This is a genomic window from Lysinibacillus canaveralius, assembly GCF_047301505.1.
In the GTDB taxonomy this organism is placed as follows: Bacteria; Bacillota; Bacilli; order Bacillales_A; family Planococcaceae; genus Lysinibacillus_B.
Genome location: NZ_CP154840.1, coordinates 2540764 through 2560710 on the forward strand (window position 1 = coordinate 2540764; position 19947 = coordinate 2560710).

Annotated in this window: 17 protein-coding genes and 1 riboswitch; of the genes, 6 read left to right on the forward strand and 11 right to left on the reverse strand. The window is 39.2% G+C overall.

The features are described from left to right. Positions 1-38 precede the first annotated feature (38 nt). The 10 genes from AA0Y26_RS12990 to AA0Y26_RS13035 form a co-directional block, all read right to left on the reverse strand. Positions 39-608: a hypothetical protein gene (locus AA0Y26_RS12990; RefSeq protein WP_413362299.1), complete on the reverse strand. Its 570-nt coding sequence runs from the start codon at positions 606-608 to the stop codon at positions 39-41. A gap of 45 nt (positions 609-653) precedes the next feature. Beyond that, on the reverse strand, positions 654-1481 hold the full coding sequence (locus tag AA0Y26_RS12995) for a hypothetical protein (protein ID WP_413362301.1): 828 nt from the start codon (positions 1479-1481) through the stop codon (positions 654-656). A 604-nt stretch (positions 1482-2085) separates the two neighbouring features. Continuing rightward, complete coding sequence (locus tag AA0Y26_RS13000) at positions 2086-2856, reverse strand: ABC transporter ATP-binding protein (RefSeq protein WP_413362303.1); 771 nt, start codon at positions 2854-2856, stop codon at positions 2086-2088. After that, positions 2853-3566 (reverse strand): ATP-binding cassette domain-containing protein, encoded by a 714-nt coding sequence (locus AA0Y26_RS13005; protein WP_413362305.1) that lies wholly within the window; start codon positions 3564-3566, stop codon positions 2853-2855. Before AA0Y26_RS13005 ends, AA0Y26_RS13000 begins: the two co-directional genes overlap by 4 nt. Before the next feature lie 4 nt (positions 3567-3570). Then, positions 3571-4395: an ABC transporter permease gene (locus tag AA0Y26_RS13010; RefSeq protein WP_413368194.1), complete on the reverse strand. Its 825-nt coding sequence runs from the start codon at positions 4393-4395 to the stop codon at positions 3571-3573. 19 nt (positions 4396-4414) lie between these two features. Continuing rightward, complete coding sequence (gene nikB, locus AA0Y26_RS13015; protein WP_413362307.1) at positions 4415-5344, reverse strand: nickel ABC transporter permease; 930 nt, start codon at positions 5342-5344, stop codon at positions 4415-4417. A 9-nt stretch (positions 5345-5353) separates the two neighbouring features. Next, entirely contained in the window at positions 5354-6901 is a 1548-nt protein-coding gene (locus AA0Y26_RS13020; RefSeq protein ID WP_413362309.1) for an ABC transporter substrate-binding protein, read from the reverse strand. A gap of 185 nt (positions 6902-7086) precedes the next feature. Next, positions 7087-7285: riboswitch (cobalamin riboswitch) on the reverse strand. 368 nt (positions 7286-7653) lie between these two features. Next, a complete protein-coding gene (locus AA0Y26_RS13025; protein ID WP_413362311.1) occupies positions 7654-9366 on the reverse strand; it encodes an ABC transporter ATP-binding protein in 1713 nt (570 codons plus the stop codon). Between the two features lie 44 nt (positions 9367-9410). Beyond that, positions 9411-10193, reverse strand: coding sequence for an ABC transporter ATP-binding protein (locus AA0Y26_RS13030; protein WP_413362313.1), 783 nt, complete (start codon positions 10191-10193; stop codon positions 9411-9413). 206 nt (positions 10194-10399) lie between these two features. Then, the gene (locus AA0Y26_RS13035; RefSeq protein ID WP_413362315.1) at positions 10400-11380 is read right to left on the reverse strand and encodes an ABC transporter substrate-binding protein; all 981 of its coding nucleotides are present in this window, start codon (positions 11378-11380) and stop codon (positions 10400-10402) included. Positions 11381-11477: 97 nt separating this feature from the next. Here AA0Y26_RS13035 and AA0Y26_RS13040 point away from each other — a divergent pair, with 97 nt between their 5' ends. The 6 genes from AA0Y26_RS13040 (at position 11478) to AA0Y26_RS13065 (ending at position 18935) form a co-directional block, all read left to right on the forward strand. Beyond that, positions 11478-12482: a FecCD family ABC transporter permease gene (locus AA0Y26_RS13040; RefSeq protein ID WP_413362317.1), complete on the forward strand. Its 1005-nt coding sequence runs from the start codon at positions 11478-11480 to the stop codon at positions 12480-12482. Further along, positions 12482-13501, forward strand: a complete 1020-nt coding sequence (locus tag AA0Y26_RS13045; RefSeq protein ID WP_413362319.1) for a FecCD family ABC transporter permease — start codon at positions 12482-12484, stop codon at positions 13499-13501. Before AA0Y26_RS13040 ends, AA0Y26_RS13045 begins: the two co-directional genes overlap by 1 nt. A 614-nt stretch (positions 13502-14115) precedes the next feature. Further along, on the forward strand, positions 14116-15384 hold the full coding sequence (locus AA0Y26_RS13050; RefSeq protein WP_413362321.1) for a leucine-rich repeat protein: 1269 nt from the start codon (positions 14116-14118) through the stop codon (positions 15382-15384). A gap of 297 nt (positions 15385-15681) precedes the next feature. Continuing rightward, positions 15682-16944: a PIN domain-containing protein gene (locus tag AA0Y26_RS13055; RefSeq protein WP_413362323.1), complete on the forward strand. Its 1263-nt coding sequence runs from the start codon at positions 15682-15684 to the stop codon at positions 16942-16944. 315 nt (positions 16945-17259) lie between these two features. Next, positions 17260-18033, forward strand: coding sequence for an NRDE family protein (locus AA0Y26_RS13060; protein WP_413362325.1), 774 nt, complete (start codon positions 17260-17262; stop codon positions 18031-18033). A 296-nt stretch (positions 18034-18329) separates the two neighbouring features. After that, positions 18330-18935 carry a superoxide dismutase family protein gene (locus AA0Y26_RS13065; RefSeq protein ID WP_413362327.1) on the forward strand — a complete coding sequence of 202 codons (606 nt, stop codon included), beginning with the start codon at positions 18330-18332 and terminating at the stop codon, positions 18933-18935. A 99-nt stretch (positions 18936-19034) separates the two neighbouring features. Here the strand turns inward: AA0Y26_RS13065 and AA0Y26_RS13070 are convergent, their stop codons facing one another. After that, positions 19035-19919: a TetR/AcrR family transcriptional regulator gene (locus AA0Y26_RS13070; RefSeq protein ID WP_413362329.1), complete on the reverse strand. Its 885-nt coding sequence runs from the start codon at positions 19917-19919 to the stop codon at positions 19035-19037. Positions 19920-19947 lie beyond the last annotated feature (28 nt).

Consider the following 19947-nt stretch of genomic DNA (forward strand, 5'->3'; position numbering starts at 1 on the left):
TAGTAACCCATTAACCACTAAAACTCCTTTAATTAGTCCTAACTTATTGACTTTACAAGTTTATTCAAACATTTTAATTTTTTTGTTGAAAGTGACTTTTCAAATTGATTCTCTAGCCATTTTTCTTGGTTAAATCGCTCGCGTTGAATAATATAATCATTAACTTGCAGTAAATCTCTTAACTTAACATACAATTTTTGCAATCCTTTTTTGATAAAGTCACTTTCTATGAAAATCTGCAAATTTAATTGGTATGCATCTGGATGCGCAGAACGATGGCGATTATGCTTTAGAGTACCGGTTAATTCATCTAAAAATTCTACATCTTTATCGAAAAGTATATGTATTTTTTTAAATGTTTTTATACGCTTTTTCTTATTTTTATATAGATGTGTACCTAAATACAGCGTTTCATAAATACTAGTAGAATAACCATTGAGTTCGTCACGGACACGTCGCAATTCAAATATTCTCTGCTGCCTTTCTCTTTTATTTAACGCTTCTTCATATTGACTTTGAAATGCATTTAAACGATTCTCAAAATCCGATAATAATCCCTGTGCCCTTGCAGCAAATCTTAATGCTTTTTTATACTCTCTTTCATCCATAATAATCTCTCCCTTTTATATTATAATTAATCATTAAAAAATCCATTATAGGAAAAAGGTACTTTTAAACGGATTTGCCATTTTCTCAACATTTTCTAACATCTTATTTAAAATTTTCACCAAATTATCATATTGATTAGTATCTTTCTCAGTTATATATTTATAAATTTTTGGAAAATTAATATCACCTTTAAAACGACTAACTACTTCAAGATTAAACTTCTGCCATAACTCTAACAATCCGTTCTCTTCTTTTAGAATTTGTTCGACCATTGACTGAACTAACGTTTGTGTTGTATCAAGTCGAATAGCAATATACTTGACTGGATCCAACTTGACAGCTAATGCATTTAAGAATAATAAATTTTCTTCATTAATATCCATAAAGTTCGAAATGTCTTGATAAATTTGAAACATTTCTTTAGCCCAATAAGGGAAAATTCTCATAAATAAAATAGCGTCATATGATTGACCAAAAAATTTGTTTAATTTTTTATTTTCTTCCATACACTGATGAAGAAAAGTTGTTTCAACCATTAAAAATGTTTGCAATGTATTCAGGAAAGAATGAAATACTTCATCCTTACTCGACCCATTATTTATTTCCTGCTCTCTAATATAATTCGCAAAATTATCCGCCATTTCAGATTGCAATTGATAAAAAGATAACGGATTTTCAAATGACTTAGCGATAATATATTCATGCATTTTTTCATCCGAATATAAGTGATCTATCAATAACTCTAGTACATCTCCTTGTTTCATTTCTAATACATGAGCAATAAAATTAATACGGTCTCGACTCTCCGTTGTTAATTTAAATGTCTTTGATTCAATGACATCTTCTAGATGTTCTCTATAGAAAAAATCCATTTCTCTCACCACCTTTGATAACACTATATTACAACAAAAGAAATCATTTTTCAATAATTAGAAATCTAATAGATTACCTTTTTAAAAAAGCGGATTACTTAATAGGAGTTTTATATTGTAATGGACCATTTGTGGAATAAGAGAAACTCTACATATGAACTGCATCCCAATACCAAGAAAGGATTTTTTAATCATTTTTTTATAAATGATGCTACTGTATTTTAACTCCCTAACAAAAAAGGAGAAATGTTATCTTTTTGTGACTTTTTCACAAAAAAGAATTCATTTCTCCTCTTCTAACCGTTGTTATATCAAGGTTTTAAGAAAATATGAGCGCATATATTCTTCGTAAGCGTTCATATTTTCGCCCTCTTTCATTTATATTCGCAGTGCCTATTATATCAAGGTTTTTCCCACATGTACAAAGATTGGATTTTCATCATTTTTTTATTCACTTAGGATATACAGAGTTCTTTTCAAAATAAATATGCTATTTCATATTAATATCTATTCCAAAAATAACTTCTTCCGCTAATGTTACAATCGGTCATTTTTAATTAGTAAAAATTATATTTATTTTAACAACTCCGGGCAGCCTCCTGCTTTAATTACAATCATTCATCGTATCATAGAGCAGCCTTGAATATGGATGTGCAAGCCGGCCGCGTTCCCACTGGGTAAGGATTTCTACAATTTCTCCTTGGTACATTACCGCGACACGATCACATAACTGCTTAGTAGACTGTAAATCATGGGTAATAAATAAATAACTGAGCCCTTCCTGCCTCTGAATCATTCTCAGCACTTCTATGATTGCTTTTTGTGATTGACCATCGAGACTGGCAATCGATTCATCAAAAATAATGAGCTCCGGCTTAACGGCCAAAGCTTTGGCAATACATACGCGTTGCTTTTGCCCGCCGCTTAGTTGATTGGGAAACCGTTTCAAAAAGGACGTATCTAAACCAACTACATGCAGCAGCCTATTACATTCTTCATGCCAGTTCTTTTCCTCAGGAAAGAAGTTACGAATCGGCTCTGCAAGAATCTCCTCAACCTTCATTTTAGGGTGCAGTGATGCAGAGGAATCCTGCATCACCATTTGTACACTTTTATAGAATGTAACATCTTTTAAGTGCTTTGAATGGATGCTGTGTCCCTTCCATAAAATCTGTCCGGCAGTTATTTTTTCAAGCCGCATGATGCATTTTGCAATCGTACTTTTTCCGCTTCCGCTCTCACCTACAAGCGCAACGCTCTCGCCTTTTGATATAGACAGACTGGCATTGTTGACGGCTGCTTTTTTTCTGCCTTTGTCCTTTCTCAACCATAAAGGGTATTCTTTTGTCATCTGCCTTAATTCCAGCAAAATCATAAAAGCACCCCTCCTTCATTCATATGAACGATGCGATCTGCATATTTTTCCACACTGTTTTCATCGTGGGAAATGAGCAGCACCGTCAACCCCAGAGTACGTTGTAATTGCTTTAGCAACTGCAGGACTTTTTCGCGGTTCACTACATCAAGTGCAGTTGTTGGCTCGTCGGCAATCAGTATTTTGGGCTGCAGGCTCAGCATCATCGCCAACAAGACACGCTGCCTCATTCCTCCGCTTAATTCAAACGGATACGAAGAAAAAATTTGAGCGGGTTCCTCGAAGCCAACCTGACTCAACAGATCAAGGAGAAAATGTTCAACTTCTTTAGTCACTCCCAGCTTCCTGTGGCGAATAGTTTCCAACATCTGCTTTTTTACAAGCCGAATCGGATCTAAACCATTTAAAGAATGTTGAATCATTATACTGATATGATTCCGCCTTAATTGTTCAAATTGCTTCTCGCTAAACTGCACAATATTTTTACCTTCGAACAGGATTTTCCCCTTGGAAACGCTCAACCCTTTATCCAGCAAGCCGACTAACGCATGAGAAATGACGCTTTTACCGGCCCCGCTTTTTCCTGTCAACGCAACCATTTCTCCAGGATATAATGTGAAAGATACATCTTGTAATATGATTTCCTGCTGCTGTCCTTTTTTATATGTAATTTCTACATGCTCCACCTTTAATAATGCTTCTCTTGCCAATATCTTACGCCTCCTTGGCTGCAGTTCTATCATATTCTCCCAATTTTTCACTTACTAATTGGCAAGCAAGGACGAACAAAACAATTGCTGCTCCAGGGAAAATCATGACATGCGGAGAAACTTGAAAGTAATTTGTCGCATCATTCAGCATGGCACCCCATTCAGGTGTCGGCGGTTGTGAACCAAGCCCCAAGAAGGAAAGGCCAGCTATATTTAAAACAATCTTGCCAACATCCAGTGCACTAAAAATAATGATGGGCATCCCTATTTGAGGAAGCACATAACGTTTTAATATACGAAAGTGGGAATTTCCGGCCATTCTTGCAGAGAAGATATAATCTTCTTGAGATATTTTTACAACTAGGCTCCGAATAAAGCGAACATAGCCTGCCCAACGGACCACTACAATCGCAAAAATCATATTTACCAAGCCGGGGCCCAATAATCCTACAATCGCAATCGTTAGGACGATATCCGGAATCGCCAGAGTGCCGTCGATGACTCTCATCAGCAAATGATCCGAACGCCCCCGGACATAGCCTGTTGCCAATGCAATGGGCACACTGATCAGCAGCGTTAGGAACATAATGACCAATGCAGATACAGCACTTATTCGAATACCAAAAATAATTCGAGATAAGATACAGCGACCTAGATGATCTGTACCAAATGGATAAACCCAGCTAGGAGATTGCAGCCTAACACCCAGATTTACTGCCAAAGGATCATGAGGTGCAATCCAAGGTGCAAATAATCCGGCTACAGAAATGAGAAACAGGATGCCGGCTCCTGCAAGTAAACCAATATTTACTTGCTTCAATTTTCTCACTATCACCTTTCAACACCTCCTATCGAACCCTTAAACGTGGATCAATGATCATATAGATAAAGTCGACAAGCATATGGATTGTTACAAATAAAACGGCAGCAAAAATAACATATCCTTGAATGACAGGATAATCCCGCATTGTAATGGATTGAACAATATACTGCCCCAGCCCCGGCCATGAAAAAATAGTCTCTACAATAATACTGCCGCCCACCATAAAAGCAAAGCTTGTACCAACTACCGTTACAATTGGCAGTAAAGCATGCTTTACTACTTGAAATACTAAAATCCTATTTTTTGATATTCCTCTGGCTCTGGATGCCTTGACGAATGGCTGCTGCAGCATTTCCAGCATATTGGCACGTAATACACGTGCATACACTGTCCCCAGCCCCAATCCTAAAGTGGCGGCAGGTAAAATCAGATTCCTCCAATTCCCTCTCCCCATAGAGGGCAGCCAGCCAAAATGAACCGAAAAAATGTAAATACAAAGAAACCCCAGCCAAAATGTAGGCACCGCCGAACCTAGAAGGGCTAAAACCCTCCCTATTTTATCCAATGCACCATTTTCATAAACAGCAGCGGAGATTCCTAAAACCAGCGTTACAACCAGCATTATAACAAGGCCTGCAAATGCCAGCTCCAACGTAGCCGGCAGCCTTATAAGCAGCTCGCTGATGACAGGCTTTTGGGAAACAAATGAACTACCCCATTGTCCTGTAACTATTTGCTGCAGCCATTCCATATATTGGACGCCTATAGAGTCCGTTAAGCCTAATTCGCTCCTCAATGCATGAATAGCCTCATCAGACGCAGGAACATCATTGGCTTTCAACATAATCGTTGCAGGGTCTCCCGGTGAAAATCTAACCAATAAGAAGGTCAGGGTCGCAACACAAAAAACTACAAAAAACAGCTGGATCATTCGTTCGAGTATAAATTTGATCATAGCATTCAATTATTCTTTATCGATGGCAGCGCTATTATAGTAGTATTCTATTGAAAGCGCCCCAAAGCCCTTCAATTTTTTGTCTACAGCAAAGACAGTGTTTGGATAAACAATATAGGAGTGAGGTACTTCTTTTCCAATTTCCTCTTGTATTTGAATCGCCAATTCTGTACTTTTCTCCGCATCAGTTGTTTGATGTAATTCATCAATCATTGTATCGACTGTCTGGGATGCAAAATGATTCATGTTTGCTGAGCTGTCTGATTGATAGAAGAGTTCCAAGAAAAAGTATGGGCTGCCGGTGTGGGCCGTCAGCATACTGTACATCGCCAAATCCCATTCTTCATTCACCAATGTTTCATCAATATTCTCTACTTGGCGAATATTCACTTTCATTCCTTGTTCCAGTAATTTGTTTTGAATCACCTCGGCCATAACAGTCAGCTCAGGACGCTGCGGGAATGTGAGGAAGGTCGCTTCAAACACTTTTCCATCCTTTTCCCACAAGCCTTCCGCATTTTTCGTCCATCCGCCCTGCTGCATCAACTCTTTCACTGATTGTTCTTCCCGTGTTTGCTCCACCTGCCCAAATGGCAAAACTGGTGAAAAAGGACCGACTGCTGCAGTTCCTTGACCTTTCATAACAGAATCCACTATTTCCTGGCGTGGAATTAATGAATCGACAGCTTTTCGTACTGCCAATTGCTTGAATATGGGAGATTCCATATTGTACATCACCAAATGTGTACGTAATGACTCGGCTGTCAAAACTTTAAATTTATCATTTTTTTCCAGTACTTCAATATTGTCAACTGAAATATCCGTCGCACCATCCACATCGCCTGATTGTAAGGCCATTAAACGCGTAGTACTGTCAGCAATAAACTTGATTGTTACTTCATCCAGTTTCGCTTTTTCTCCCCAATACTGTTCATAGCGTTCTACAATGAGAGAGTCGTCCTGGTTAAACTGCTTGATAGCATATGGACCTGTAAACGCTGGATAGCCTTCCTTCTCCCCCAGAGAGTCTACATCAGCGATAATAGCGCCGGGATCTGCCAAATTCGAAATCAAGGCCGCATTCATTTCTGTTGTTTCAATTTTCAGCTCTGTTTTTGATACAGCTTCCATTGTTTTGATTTTTAATAGATCATTCGTTCCTTGGTTGTTCTCAATGGCACGTTGTAAAGAATTTTTCACAGCTGTTGCATCCATTGCTTTTCCATTATGGAAAAATACATTTTCCTGCAGTTGGAATAACCATGTTGTGTCGTCCATCTGTTCCCATGATTTTGCCAGCCATGGAGAAGGAGCAAAATCCTCATTCAATTTAATTAATGTTTCCGCAGTTCCAGAACGCATGACCTCCCAGCTGTCGCCAGTATGGGGGTCCAGACCGGATGGACTCCAGGAAAAGGCTAAAGTTGCTTTCTTCTCTGCGCCTTCTCTGCTGGCTTTAGCCGTCCGTTCTCCTTCTTCACCTGAGCACCCTGCCAAAGCAATGATGCATAGCGCCATGCAAAACCAGACTGCCAAAATTTTGTGCGATTTCTTCATCTTTTCTCCTCCTAAAAATGAATTGTTTACAACCGGCTGCTTTGTATACCAAGTTGAACAACCCAAAATAAAAAGCACTTCTGACAGCAAAAGAGGTCAGAAATGCTTTGGAAAGATAAAAAGGTAGTGTCTAAGCGACAAAATTTCATCAGCAAACCAACCACCTCTCTAATCTCCCGTAGATCTACAGTGATGTTTAAATAGGCAGGTCTCCTGACTTATCTTCTTCACTACCTGCGCCTTCCCGCTTTTTTTAAAAAGCAGTGGCCCCTTGCAGGTTGCTCTGAATTACAGTGGCGGGAACCGTGTTGGATTTTCACCAAGCTTCCCTTTTAAGCTGCCCATTCTCGGAATAGGAGCAGCACCTATTTAAAAAAAATCTGAAGTTTTCTAAATATTATCACATATACTTGAGAATGGAAATGACTCTTACAGATTTTGATGCATCTATTTTTTAAATGTAACGTACTATCAATTCTATAGTACGTAAGTCAATAAAATAGCTGCAACAGTCCCGGGTAAAACTGGTGGCTGCTTTAGAGGCCAATATTCTGAGCTGCACATACTCCACTATAGCCAGCTACCTAAAATAGTTATATTTATTGGTTCAAGCAACATACACATTCATTGAACATTATGTAATTTAACGCATATAGAATTTAATCAGGCGCCCCTATTCTTTATCCTGGTAAGTAAGTTGAAACCCCCTAAATACCGCTTGTTCCAAGCTTCGATAGGGGGTTTTTTGTATATTATTTAAACTGAATATGATGCAATTTTGAAAAGATTCCGTTGGCTTTTACTAATTCATCATAAGTACCGCTTTCTTCAATACCGTTTGGCGTCACGACTAATACTTTATGAGCATCACGAACAGTCGATAAACGATGGGCAATCACAATTGTTGTACGGTTTTGTGCAAGTTCATTCAGTGATTGCTGGATGATTTTTTCTGTTTCTGTATCTAATGCAGATGTTGCCTCATCTAAAATCAATATGGGCGGGTTTTTCAGGAACATCCGGGCAATAGCTAAACGCTGTTTTTGACCTCCCGATAATTTGAGACCGCGTTCTCCGATTTCTGTCTCATATCCATCCGATAAATTTTCGATAAATTCTTTCAGATGGGCCTTTTCTGCAGCTTTTTGTATATCCTCAAAGCTTGCTTCTAAATCTCCATAGGCTATATTTTCACGAACAGTTCCGCTAAATAAGAAAACATCCTGCTGAACAATCCCAATCTGCTTACGAAGCGACTGCTGCGTCATATTGCGCACATCCAGGCCATCGATAGTAATGGATCCTTTACTTACATCATAAAACCTTGGAATGAGTCCGCTGATCGTCGTTTTTCCTGCACCGGATGGACCGACCAGCGCTACTGTCTCTCCCGCTTTTACGGTAAACGAAATATCCTTCATCACAGGTTTATTATCTTCATAGGCAAAGGAAACTTGATTGAATGCAATATCCCCTTTTAATTCCTTTACTTCTACAGCATCTGGGCGATCCGCTACATTCGGCTCAACATCTAACATTTCTGTAAACCGCTTAAAGCCTGCCATTCCCTTTGGATATAACTCAAGAAGCGCGCTAATTTTGTCAATCGGCTTTATTAATACATTTGTATACAATACGAAACTGACAAACTCACCGTACGATAACTGGCCATTAAAGCTTAGCCAAGCACCGACAATCAAGACAACTAATGTGAGTAGTCGCGTCATCATATAAATACTTGAGTGTGTACCTGCCATTATTTTATATGCGTATAGCTTAGCTTTACGGAAAAATCCGTTCTGCTTGCCGAATCGCTCCATTTCAAATTCTTCATTCGTAAATGATTTCACGACACGAATTCCAGATATGCTATCCTCTACACGGCTATTCACATCGGCAATTTTCCCGTACATTTCTTTCCAAGCGCCATTCATTTTTTTATTACTATATGTAATCAGCCAAATAAGGAAAGGCACCATAACTAATACAATCAGTGCTAGTGTTGGATTAACGGTAAACATAATGGCAAATGTACCAATGAACGTCATAATGGCAATAAAGAAATCTTCCGGACCATGGTGCGCGAATTCACCGATATCAAATAAATCATTCGTTATCCGGCTCATTACATGTCCAGTCTTCATATTGTCAAAAAACGAAAAGGATTGCTTCTGAAAATGATTAAATAGTTGACGGCGCATATCGGTTTCAATATTAATGCCGAGTTTATGACCGAGGTAGTTCACAATAAAATTCAAAACGGTACTTAATAGGTATGTAAGTAACAGTAAAATACCTACTTTTACAATCATTCCCCAATCCCCTGTCGGCAATAGCTTATCAATAAACCATTGCACTGCAAGCGGGAAAATCAGTTCGAGTACCGCCACGAAAATAGCGCTTGAAAAATCAATCATAAAAAGGCGCTTATGGGGTTTGTAATAAGAGAAAAATCTAAGTATCATGCGGTATCCTCTATTTCTTTTATTTGTTTTTCCTGAAGAAATAGTTAAAGCAAATCATATGTCAAGCAAACCGGATTATGGTGTCTTGGATCTTTTACTATCTCTGCATCAATTTGGAAAATCTCTTTCAATATTTCCTTCTGCATTACTTCTTCTACTTTTCCGTGTTTAATCAATTGCCCATCCCGTAAAGCAATCAGATTATGGGAAAAACGAGCAGCATGGTTTAGATCATGTAAAACCATGACGATGGTACATGCCTGCGTTTCATTTAAATGTTTCAATACATTCAATACTTCTAGTTGGTGGGCTAAATCCAAATAAGTCGTTGGTTCATCTAAAAAGATGATATCTGTTTTCTGCGCTAAAGCCATGGCAATCCACACACGCTGCCGCTGCCCTCCGGATAATGTATCAACGTCTCTGTACTTCAGTTCAGACGTATGTGTCATTTCTAATGCCCAATCAATCATCTCATAGTCTTCTTGCGTTAAGCTATTAAATCCCCGCTGATGCGGGAAACGGCCATAAGAAACAAGCTCTCCTACTGTCAGTCCATTAGGATGATCCATCATTTGCGGCAGAATAGCCAGCCTTTTTGCCAGCTCTTTCGTATTCATTTTTACAATCGATTCGCCATCAAGCAGCACAGTGCCTTTTGAAAAAGGAATAATACGAGTAATTGCCTTTAAAAGTGTCGATTTTCCACAACCGTTCGGGCCAATAATTGTCGTAATTTCATTTTCTTTTATCTGCAAGGAAATATCATGAATAATCTCTGTTTTATCATAGCTTACCTGGATATTTTTTACCTCAATCGTATTCATCTTCATTTCCCCTTAGTTAATACAAATGATAGTCTGCCAAATATTCTACCTTACTTGAGAATGGTAATCAATAATTGAAATGCCCTCGTTATTTGTAGTTTAAATAGCAAATTGTATAGGCCCTTACACTAAAAACAATCGGCATACCGATTCTTCATGCAAAAAAAACAGAAGACGCTGAACAAGTTCAGCATCTCATACCTTCTCTATTTCACTACACTTTTTACTACATCATCGATTATTTGGTTATTTGCGATCGGACCTGTGTATAACCAGGATGAGTCAGCTGAGAAGGCAAACACATTCCCTTCTTTTACAGCGGGAATTGTATTCCATAGAGCATCACTCACTGTTGAAGGACTATCTGCATTATCGCTATTGATTAAAAAGATATAATCTGCATCCAGTTCCACTAATTTTTCTAATGATACCGCATTCCAGCTCGCTGTACCGCTTGCTGCGATTTCTTTTACAACAGCCGGGGCTTCAAACCCTAAATCCTCATATAAAACGGCTCCGCTTGATAGTGTATCTGATACCACATAGAAACTTCCGCCTACTAACCAAATTGCCGCTACTGATGCATCGCCTACAGCAGTTTCAATATCAGCCTTTGCTGCTTCTACTTTTGCATCATAGTCATCAAGGATTGCTTGCGCATCATCCTTCTTATCAAAAACCTCTCCTACTGTCAGGAGTTCTTCACGCCAATTGGTATCATTTTCTTTCCCTACTACATATGTAGGGGCGATTGCATTGTATTGATTATATTTATTGCCCTCTACCATTGAAGCTGAATCCATTAAAATTAAATCCGGTTCAAAACTTTGTACTGCTTCATATGGTAAATCAAAGCCGATTGTCGGAATTTCAGCTAGCGAATCTTGTAAATAGTTTTGGATGCTTGCTCCATCACCAACACTCCATTGTGCCACCGGTGTAATTCCCAATGCCACTAAATAATCTTCTAAATAGGATGCAATAACGCGCTTTGGATCTGCTGGAACTGCTACCTCGTTTCCTAATGCATCTGTTAATATACGAGCTTCGCTCACTTCTGCTTTTTCTGATTGCTCAGTTTCTTTATCTGCCGAACCTTGTTTTTCTGTTGATTCGTCATTACAAGCAGCTAAAGCTAAAGTTAATAAGCTTGCCGCAGTTAAATAGCGCCATTTAATTTTCGCCATACTATATTCTTCCTCTCAAAACTGTGATATATTTATAGTGATAATCATTATCAATTATGTCGACAAAATTGTCAATAAAGATTTAGGAGTTTTTACGATGAGCTTGAAAAAGACTTTGTCTATCAAAAGTTTTCTGGTTATAGGCGTATTGTTATTATTTGCTGCTACCATCATTTCTATCCGATTTGGCGCAAATAATATTACATATACTGATATTATAAATTCAATTTTTCATTTCGATACTACAAATCCCACTCATGTTGTTATCCATGAACTTCGTATTCCAAGGGCAGTTGCCGCTTTATTTGTTGGGTCAGCATTAGCAGTATCAGGCGCTATTATGCAGGGCGTTACTCGCAATGCACTTGCCTCACCTTCTATATTAGGGGTAACTTCCGGATCTTCATTTTTTGTTGCCCTGGCATTCGCCTTTTATAATGAGCCTAGCTATAGTATGATTGCTGTTCATGCTCTTTTCGGTGCAGCGATCGGTGCAGCTTTCGTCTTCGGAGCAACGGTCGTGGCGCGGGGAGGCATTACGCCTGTTAAACTCGCTTTAGCCGGCTCAGCCATTACGGCACTGCTAAGCTCACTTTCTACAGCGATTGGGCTGAAATACGATATTTCCAAAGATATCAGCTACTTTTATGCAGGCGGCTTTGCAAGTATCCAGCCAATCCATATTAAATTGGCAGTACCGCTCATTATAATTGGCCTTATCCTGGCTATTTGCCTGGCACCTTCTATATCTGTTTTAAGCCTGGGAGAAGAAGTAGCTAAGGGACTGGGGCAGCGTACGATGCTTATTCGGGTTTTAAGTTCACTTGCTGTCATCATTTTAACGGGAGCTGCTGTCTCCATTGCTGGGATGATCGGTTTTGTCGGTTTAGTCGTCCCCCATATTGTTCGGCCTATTGTCGGGGTGGATTACCGAAGGGTTCTCCCTGCTTCTGCCGTTACCGGCGGGTTACTATTACTTTTGGCAGATATTGTAGGACGTACGATTAATTCCCCATTTGAAACCCCTGCAGGAGCGGTTACCGCTTTAATCGGCGTGCCATTTTTCTTATGGCTAGCTCGTAAAGATGGGAGAGGACTATAATGCAATTAAGAAAAGATAAAATACCATATCCGTTTTATATCACAGGTCTTATAATTCTCATCTTATTAATGATGGTTATTAGCGTTAATGCGGGGTATATACAAATTCCAATAGCAGATATTTGGGCAACTATTTGGGGGCAAGGAACAGCCAGCAATGAATTGACAATTTTTAATTTCCGTTTGCCGCGTATGATTATCGCGCTATTGGTTGGAGCTGGTATTGCTGTTTCAGGAGCGATTTTACAAGCAATTTCTAAAAATGCACTAGCCGATCCGGGAATTTTAGGAATTAATGCCGGTGCAGGCTTCATGGTTGTTTTATATATCTTTTTTATACAGGGGAACGCTTTTTATCAGTCCACTGTCGCAGTATTTATCATGCCGCTCATTGCCCTTTTCGGCGCATTTTTAGCTGCAGGCATTATTTTTTTATTGGCTTGGAAAAAAGGCTCAGTGAAGCCCACAAGGATGATTTTAGTCGGGATTGGGGTAAATGCCGGCTTTACTGCCGGCCTAACGATTTTCCAGATGAAAATGAACCCCATTGATTTTACACAGGCGCTTGTTTGGATTTCAGGAAGCATTTGGAGTGCAACCTGGACTTATGTTTGGGCAGCTCTGCCTTGGCTAATTATGCTCATCCCATTTGCTTTATATAAAGCTCGTACGCTGGATGTCCTGAATTTAGGAGAACAATCAGCAATTGGCGTTGGTGTTCATGTAAATAAAGAAAGAGGCAAGCTTTTGTTCATTGCGGTAGCACTAGCCGGCAGCTGTGTAGCCATCGGAGGCGGTATCACATTTGTGGGACTCATTGCTCCTCATATTGCTCGTGCTTTAGTCGGAACACGTCATCAACGCATGCTGCCGGTCTGTTTATTGTTTGGGGGACTTTTGGTTCTAGCTGCTGATACACTAGCGCGTGTAGTCTTAGCACCGCTTGAGCTGCCAGTCGGCATTGTCCTCTCTATAATCGGAGCTCCTTATTTCATCTATTTATTATTATTTAAAAATTAATTTTGGGTTACTGAAAGCGTTCAACTACAATGTTGAGCGCTTTTATATTTGGCTTATTCATTAATTTTAGCGTTGAGCACATGAATTGAAATGAAATCGGCATAACCCCTTCTTTTCTTGCTTATATAATAAATAGAGAAAGTTCTAGCAGATTACGACAGCGGTCCAACTTTTTTTTAGAGAGATAATTGCACGGCACAGCGCTATGTAAGATTAAAGATACCCGCATTTTTCCTTGTAATATTTCTTCTCCCGCTTATTAGGTTCTAATAAAGACCAAAGGATATAGAATAATTCTCGTTATTTTTGAGGCATCCATCGGGATGTAATAGCATAAATAAAAAGAGATGTACATTAAATGCCTTACTTTCGTCTTCATAAGGTCATCAGTTAAATGGCATTTTCAACTATTGACAAGTGAGATACACGTGTGCCGGGAACTTCATTGAGAATTTCTCTTCTATATCTTGTGTCACCTGCTACAGCCATTCAATCTATTTATGATAAGGGCTACATTTTATACTTACCATACATATGTAATAAATCCGGAAAGCAAAACATTTTTTTACCGTTTACTATCTAAATGGTAAAATACGAGAAAAGGAGTGAAGAATATGGAAATGAACCCATCTGAACTACATTACGGTTTTGGGATGAACGAGTCCGGAATCTTCTATTTTGGAGACGAGCCTCATATCGTTGTACCTGCCCTATTCAATGGACGGCCAGTTACGATGCTTGCTCATGAAGGGTTCGCAAATAAAGAAATCCTATCTGTCGAGTTGCCTGCCACCTTAATCGAAATTGGAAGTTCTGCTTTTAAAAATTGTACATTGCTCGAGCATATAGTAATTCAAGATGGTGTTACTCGAATTGGGGGAGCCGCCTTCCAAGGGTGTCATTCCCTTACGTCGCTTACTGTTCCTGAAACAGTCGAAGAGATTGGAAGCTATGCATTTGATGAATGTTATAATTTATCGTTTGTACAGTTGCCGGAGCATATGGAACACATTAGTGCATATGCCTTTTCCGATACAGCTTTAAAGGAAGTGACAGTGCCAAAAGGAATAGAGTTTCTAGGGAACTTCCTGTTTTTTAACTGCCGGAATCTGCGTACGGTCACATTACAAGAAGGCCTGAAGAATATCGGCAACTCTTCCTTTGCTGGTTGCTCTTCCCTGGAAGAAATTGAAGTACCAAGCACTGTAGAGCTGATCCGAAAAAATGCATTCTATCAATGCCGGAATTTGAAAAACTTAACATTTCATGGCCAGCTGGAAATTATCGAGCAGAGTGCTTTTTCTGGATGTACGGGTATTACCTATGTAGAAGCACCGTTTTCTGCTGATTTGTTTATTGAGCTTTATAACGAAAAAAGAGAGATTTTCAAGAATAATCCGATGAAATTATCCGAGTTGCCAATTGACTATGTCCGTATTGGCGATGTTTTCCCAGAAATTAATCATATCGTATGGGAAACAACTTCTCTGGAAGAATACGAGCAGCCGCTTCTGCCGAAACAAATTGATTATCTGCAGCAGGCCCGTATTTTTATAGAGGATGAGGACTTTGAACTCGCACTGGCACAGCTTACACTATATATTTCCCTCAATCCGCACGATTTTGAAGCCCACCTTCTTCTCGGTCAGCTTCATTATTTGAAGGGGGACTATATCCCAAGCATCGAAGCTTATAATGAAGCGGCTTCGATACAGATTACAGATGGTCTTCTACTTCATCTTGGACACGCCCTGCTTGACGAAAGTTTCAAGGATCCATCTGTTCCTAGATACAAGGAACAGATACTGGACCACGTACCTGCTTGCGCATATGATATGATTTGTATGCAGGTGGCTGAAAAATCTCTTTATATGAAGCCGTAAAGAAATGATGGTTCATTTAAAAGCAGCCGTCATTTCACCTCGGTCTTCTGTTTGGAAATAAAGCGTAATCAAAAAAAGAAGTTAATTCATCCATGTGACTCCCCTTTATTATCCCTCATTTTGAAGATTTATAAGAATGTCGATTGATCTAGCTGATTGGCCGCATCCTAAATAGAAAAAGCCTCTATCCTCTTTCCTACTATCCCTGCATCTTATGTCTATGTTTTCCATCATTTCCCCCCGCCTCATTTCATGTTACAATTCAATTACAAATGATGAACGGAAGGATAGGTCGGGATGAACATTTTTTTAGATGCTAATATATTGTATAAGGACCCTTTCTTAAAGACCGGTTATTTATCCCTATTAAAGCGTTTAGCAAAGGATGGACGAATTAAACTGTATATAAGTGAAACATCTTACAAAGAGGTACTTCACCGCTTTCAGTCTCATTATGCCAAATTGATTACAGATGCTAAATTTGCTGCCCACCATATGAACTACCTGTTAAAGAAAGATACAGTAACTATTCATGTTACAGAAGAGGAATTAGTTCAATATTTCGAGGAAAATTTTCATAAAAATGTGAAAGAAGGAATCATTCAGTTTGTTAAGGCTGATGAACGTCTTATCAATAAAGTAGTGGAACTTGAGCTGTCTCCTATAGAACCATTCTATCATGCGGAAACTGATGAGAACGGTCACCCCTATTTCCGAAAATCTGTTCAGGAGGCCATTACTTGGTATACATATGCTAATTTTATAACAGACCATAACTTGAAAGAGTGCTATCTTATTTCAAAAACTATTGAAAAATTCGCTGATAGCCGTACGCTTTCTCAGTTGGACGCTTTTTTCCCGCATCCAAACTTAACACATCATGGCATCGAGCTTTGCTTCAAATCTGTAAGGGGTTTCTTAAATTACATGCCAGAGCTGCTTCGTTTCAGCCTAACAAGCGAAGTCGATGAAATCTATGGCGACTATCTAGTCCAGTTTGCCAATACAAATCTAAATATGTCTATTCTCGACGAGATGTTTGAATATTACTTAAAAAGTGATATCGAGTATGCAATTATGGAGAATCTAACTAAACTAAACCCTGCTTCGATTCATCCCGATTATCGTTCGCCAGGTAAATTTGTACCTAAGAAGATTAAAGGCTATCAGGATGTGGAACTGCAAAATATTCTCCTATTCAATGAGTGCTTTCTCGTAAGCTGCCAAATGACTTTCGAGGTTGATGTTGATATATATGTCCATCCAGTTGTTCATATGGATCCGCAGCACCCGCAGCTGCTTTATAGTTCAGAAAGTGTACTGGCTGCCACCCATATCTCCTTCTTTATTCCAATTGAGCTTCGACTCGATGAATGGCATGAAAAGATGGATGGCATTGAAGATTCAGCTGCTATCGAACCCGAAAAACAAGAAGAAATTTGGCAATATTTATTAGATCAGTTCAATGCTTTTTATCATAAAATTGACCTGCAGAATATTGAGATACACGAGGTTGATGTACGCCACGTCAAACTTAAAAATGAATATTTCAATGTATAAACGAAAGGATGTGCTTATTATAAGTCACATCCTTTTAATTATCCTTTAGATAAAAGATTATCGTCTATTCAATAGCTTTTTTGACTCCCCCCTTTTTAATCAGTTTAATTAATCACTGCTTGCGGTATAAATAGAAGAAGCCTGCCAGCTCTTTGCAGTCTGTAATAGTTATTTACTACAGACGTTTTCTTTTCTTTCAGTTACTATTATGAATATGGATTATTTTTTTCTTTGAGTTACCTTTTGTTTTTGCTCCTAATTGATTAGTAAGGAAACAGTTTGTTAGCAAAATTTGAATAGGAAGGTCGTGAAAAAATGTGTATACTTTCATTCAGCTATAAAACACACTCCGATTACCCGCTGATCATCGCTGCCAATCGGGATGAATTCTACATACGCCCTACTGAGTCTGCACATATATGGAAAGATGCCCCGCAAATTTTAGCCGGACGTGATACTGAACGAGGCGGCACTTGGCTTGGAGTCAGTAATAAAGGAAGAATGGTCGCTATTACAAATTTCCGAGACCCGGAATTAGCTGAAACAGGGACCTATTCTCGCGGTAAGATTGCTACCGATTTCTTGCAAACAGAAGTCATGGCTGCCTTTTTCGCCAAGGACCTGCAGGAAAAGCGGGATTTATATGGCCCTTTTAATGTACTTCTATATGACGGGGACAAATTGATTCATTACAACAATATTACAGACGATATAACAGAAGTGCCCCCAGGTATTCACTGTATGTCGAATGCCACGCTCAATACACCGTGGCCGAAAGTGGAGTCATTAAAAGCTGCATTACAAAAAGTGCTGGACCAGCCGGACTTTTCGGACGATGACCTCTTTCATATTCTTTCAGACAAAACACGGGCTGCAGACGACCTGCTCCCTTCTACAGGCGTACCTTTCGAACTTGAGCAAAAATTATCCCCTGTATTTATCGAATTTGAAGGATATGGTACACGATCCTCAACCGTTATTCGCTTAAATGGTGATTCTTGGGATTTTACTGAGCGAACATTCGAAAATGGGCAGCCTGTTAGTAGTCAAACATTCAATTTCCCAATTGAAAGCAAGCTCGCCCGGTAATCTATCCGTCTCCATTTAGAATGGAGGCGGTTTTTATTTGCAGCTCCCAATGAATGTACTGTTCACTGGCATATTCCACCGCATTCTTGCCCATTATGACAAAGAGACCACTCAACCATTTATACCTCAATGTACAGCAACTCTTTTCATCAGCTCTATGCTATTATTTATTTCGCTTCCTCTTTGGATGGAAGTCTTCTATTGAAAGAAGGTGAAATAATGGGCTTAGGTTCTATCTTGGTTGGGTAAGGTACACTTACGTTTCTTATAAAGAATAATGTCAAGGAGGCTAATTTATGAAAAAGTGTATATCTTTATGTGCTGTATTACTTTTACTGACAGGCTGTGGTTTGTTCCAAGAAGATAATGACAAGGTGCCTGTGGATGCACCAACTGTTTCCGAAGCTAAAGAAGGTGAAGGAACAGAAGCTTCATCAGAGACGGTGATGGCAACTGCAACAGCTAAAATGGTCAACACGGAAGGTCAAGACGTTGGCGAAGTAAAATTTACACAAACGAAGACTGGTGTAGAAATCTATACAGATTTATCTAACCTTCCACCCGGCAAACGTGCCATCCATATCCATGAAGTTGGCAAGTGTGAGCCTCCTAAATTTGAATCAGCGGGCAGCCACTTCAACCCTACAAACAAAGAGCACGGTGTTGAAAATCCAAAAGGAGCCCATGCTGGAGATCTGCCGAATATCGATATTGAGAAAGACGGAACATTAGAGGTGCGTTTTGTTTCCGGGACAGTAACGTTAGAGGAAGGGCATGCCAATTCTCTATTAGACGCTGATGGAAGTTCTCTTGTTATCCACGCTGGTCCGGATGATTACAAGACTGATCCTTCTGGAAACTCCGGAGACCGAATTGCCTGCGGGGTTATTAAAAAGGACTAGCGTCCAAGAATTCTCTGAGTATTTAAAATAATAAAGCAAAAACAACAGGTGAAATTCAAAATGAATTCACCTGTTGTTCTATAGGGATTTCCTGTATCTTTATGAGCCTTTCTGCTGTTTAATAAAATACCAAACAATACTTGATATTTCCTTTGCTTCATTCATATAGAGAGAGCCCTTGAATTCATTCGTAAACGCTTTCAATAAAGCGTTCATAACAATTACTCTCGGCTCTTCATTCTTTGCTTCTGTAAGCAATGCTTCTGTTATATCCTGCTGGGCTTTTGTGAAGTCAGCATCCTGCATAAATTGTTCAATATGCTCAATGACCTCTGGTGCAGTTAGCTCTATCTTATTGAAAGAATTAATAAACACCTGAATGTTATGGCTGTCTAAAACTTGTGTCCCCTGCTCTGCCATTAACCGGAGAATCTCTTTCACATAGATCATGACAGACCTTGCAATCGTTTTAGCTTCTAATGTATTTTGATGGATGAGCTTCTTTGTGAACATTAAATGCTGCATGATACCATAATAAATGACTGCTGCTTCAAATGCATATTCTTCTTTTGGAATTTCAAATACTTCTGCAAGCCTTTCAGCTAAATATTCGAGCTCGTATACGCGGTATTTCAACACCAGCTTTTTCAGCTCCTGATCACCCGAATGAAGAATCTCTTCAAATACCGCATCCAGTCCACGCTTTCGATTAATGTTCGCTAACACGGTTATTTGCTCTAACAGGATTTCTACGTCCTTAGCATCTCTTTCGATCATCATTTCACCCCGCAGCATTCTGGCATCATAACGTGCCTGCTCCAGAATTGCTTCCACACATTCATGTTTGGAAGAAAAATAATTATAAAATGTGCCTTTAGAAATGCCTGAGCGACTAATAATATCCTGAATGGATGTTTGATTGATTCCTTTTTCAACAAACAAGGAAAGGGCATGATCAACGACTAATCTTTTACGTTTATTCATAAGTGCTCCTTCATACTTTCTTATGTTT

Excerpts from the sequence above, each read along its gene's own strand:
- AA0Y26_RS12990 (WP_413362299.1), bottom strand. The coding sequence starts at position 608 with ATGGATGAAAGAGAGTATAAAAAAGCATTAAGATTTGCTGCAAGGGCA.
- AA0Y26_RS12995 (WP_413362301.1), bottom strand. The coding sequence starts at position 1,481 with ATGGATTTTTTCTATAGAGAACATCTAGAAGATGTCATTGAATCAAAG.
- AA0Y26_RS13000 (WP_413362303.1), bottom strand. The coding sequence starts at position 2,856 with ATGATTTTGCTGGAATTAAGGCAGATGACAAAAGAATACCCTTTATGG.
- nikB (WP_413362307.1), bottom strand. The coding sequence starts at position 5,344 with ATGATCAAATTTATACTCGAACGAATGATCCAGCTGTTTTTTGTAGTT.
- AA0Y26_RS13020 (WP_413362309.1), bottom strand. The coding sequence starts at position 6,901 with ATGAAGAAATCGCACAAAATTTTGGCAGTCTGGTTTTGCATGGCGCTA.
- AA0Y26_RS13025 (WP_413362311.1), bottom strand. The coding sequence starts at position 9,366 with ATGATACTTAGATTTTTCTCTTATTACAAACCCCATAAGCGCCTTTTT.
- AA0Y26_RS13030 (WP_413362313.1), bottom strand. The coding sequence starts at position 10,193 with ATGAATACGATTGAGGTAAAAAATATCCAGGTAAGCTATGATAAAACA.
- AA0Y26_RS13035 (WP_413362315.1), bottom strand. The coding sequence starts at position 11,380 with ATGGCGAAAATTAAATGGCGCTATTTAACTGCGGCAAGCTTATTAACT.
- AA0Y26_RS13040 (WP_413362317.1), top strand. The coding sequence starts at position 11,478 with ATGAGCTTGAAAAAGACTTTGTCTATCAAAAGTTTTCTGGTTATAGGC.
- AA0Y26_RS13045 (WP_413362319.1), top strand. The coding sequence starts at position 12,482 with ATGCAATTAAGAAAAGATAAAATACCATATCCGTTTTATATCACAGGT.
- AA0Y26_RS13050 (WP_413362321.1), top strand. The coding sequence starts at position 14,116 with ATGGAAATGAACCCATCTGAACTACATTACGGTTTTGGGATGAACGAG.
- AA0Y26_RS13055 (WP_413362323.1), top strand. The coding sequence starts at position 15,682 with ATGAACATTTTTTTAGATGCTAATATATTGTATAAGGACCCTTTCTTA.
- AA0Y26_RS13060 (WP_413362325.1), top strand. The coding sequence starts at position 17,260 with ATGTGTATACTTTCATTCAGCTATAAAACACACTCCGATTACCCGCTG.
- AA0Y26_RS13065 (WP_413362327.1), top strand. The coding sequence starts at position 18,330 with ATGAAAAAGTGTATATCTTTATGTGCTGTATTACTTTTACTGACAGGC.
- AA0Y26_RS13070 (WP_413362329.1), bottom strand. The coding sequence starts at position 19,919 with ATGAATAAACGTAAAAGATTAGTCGTTGATCATGCCCTTTCCTTGTTT.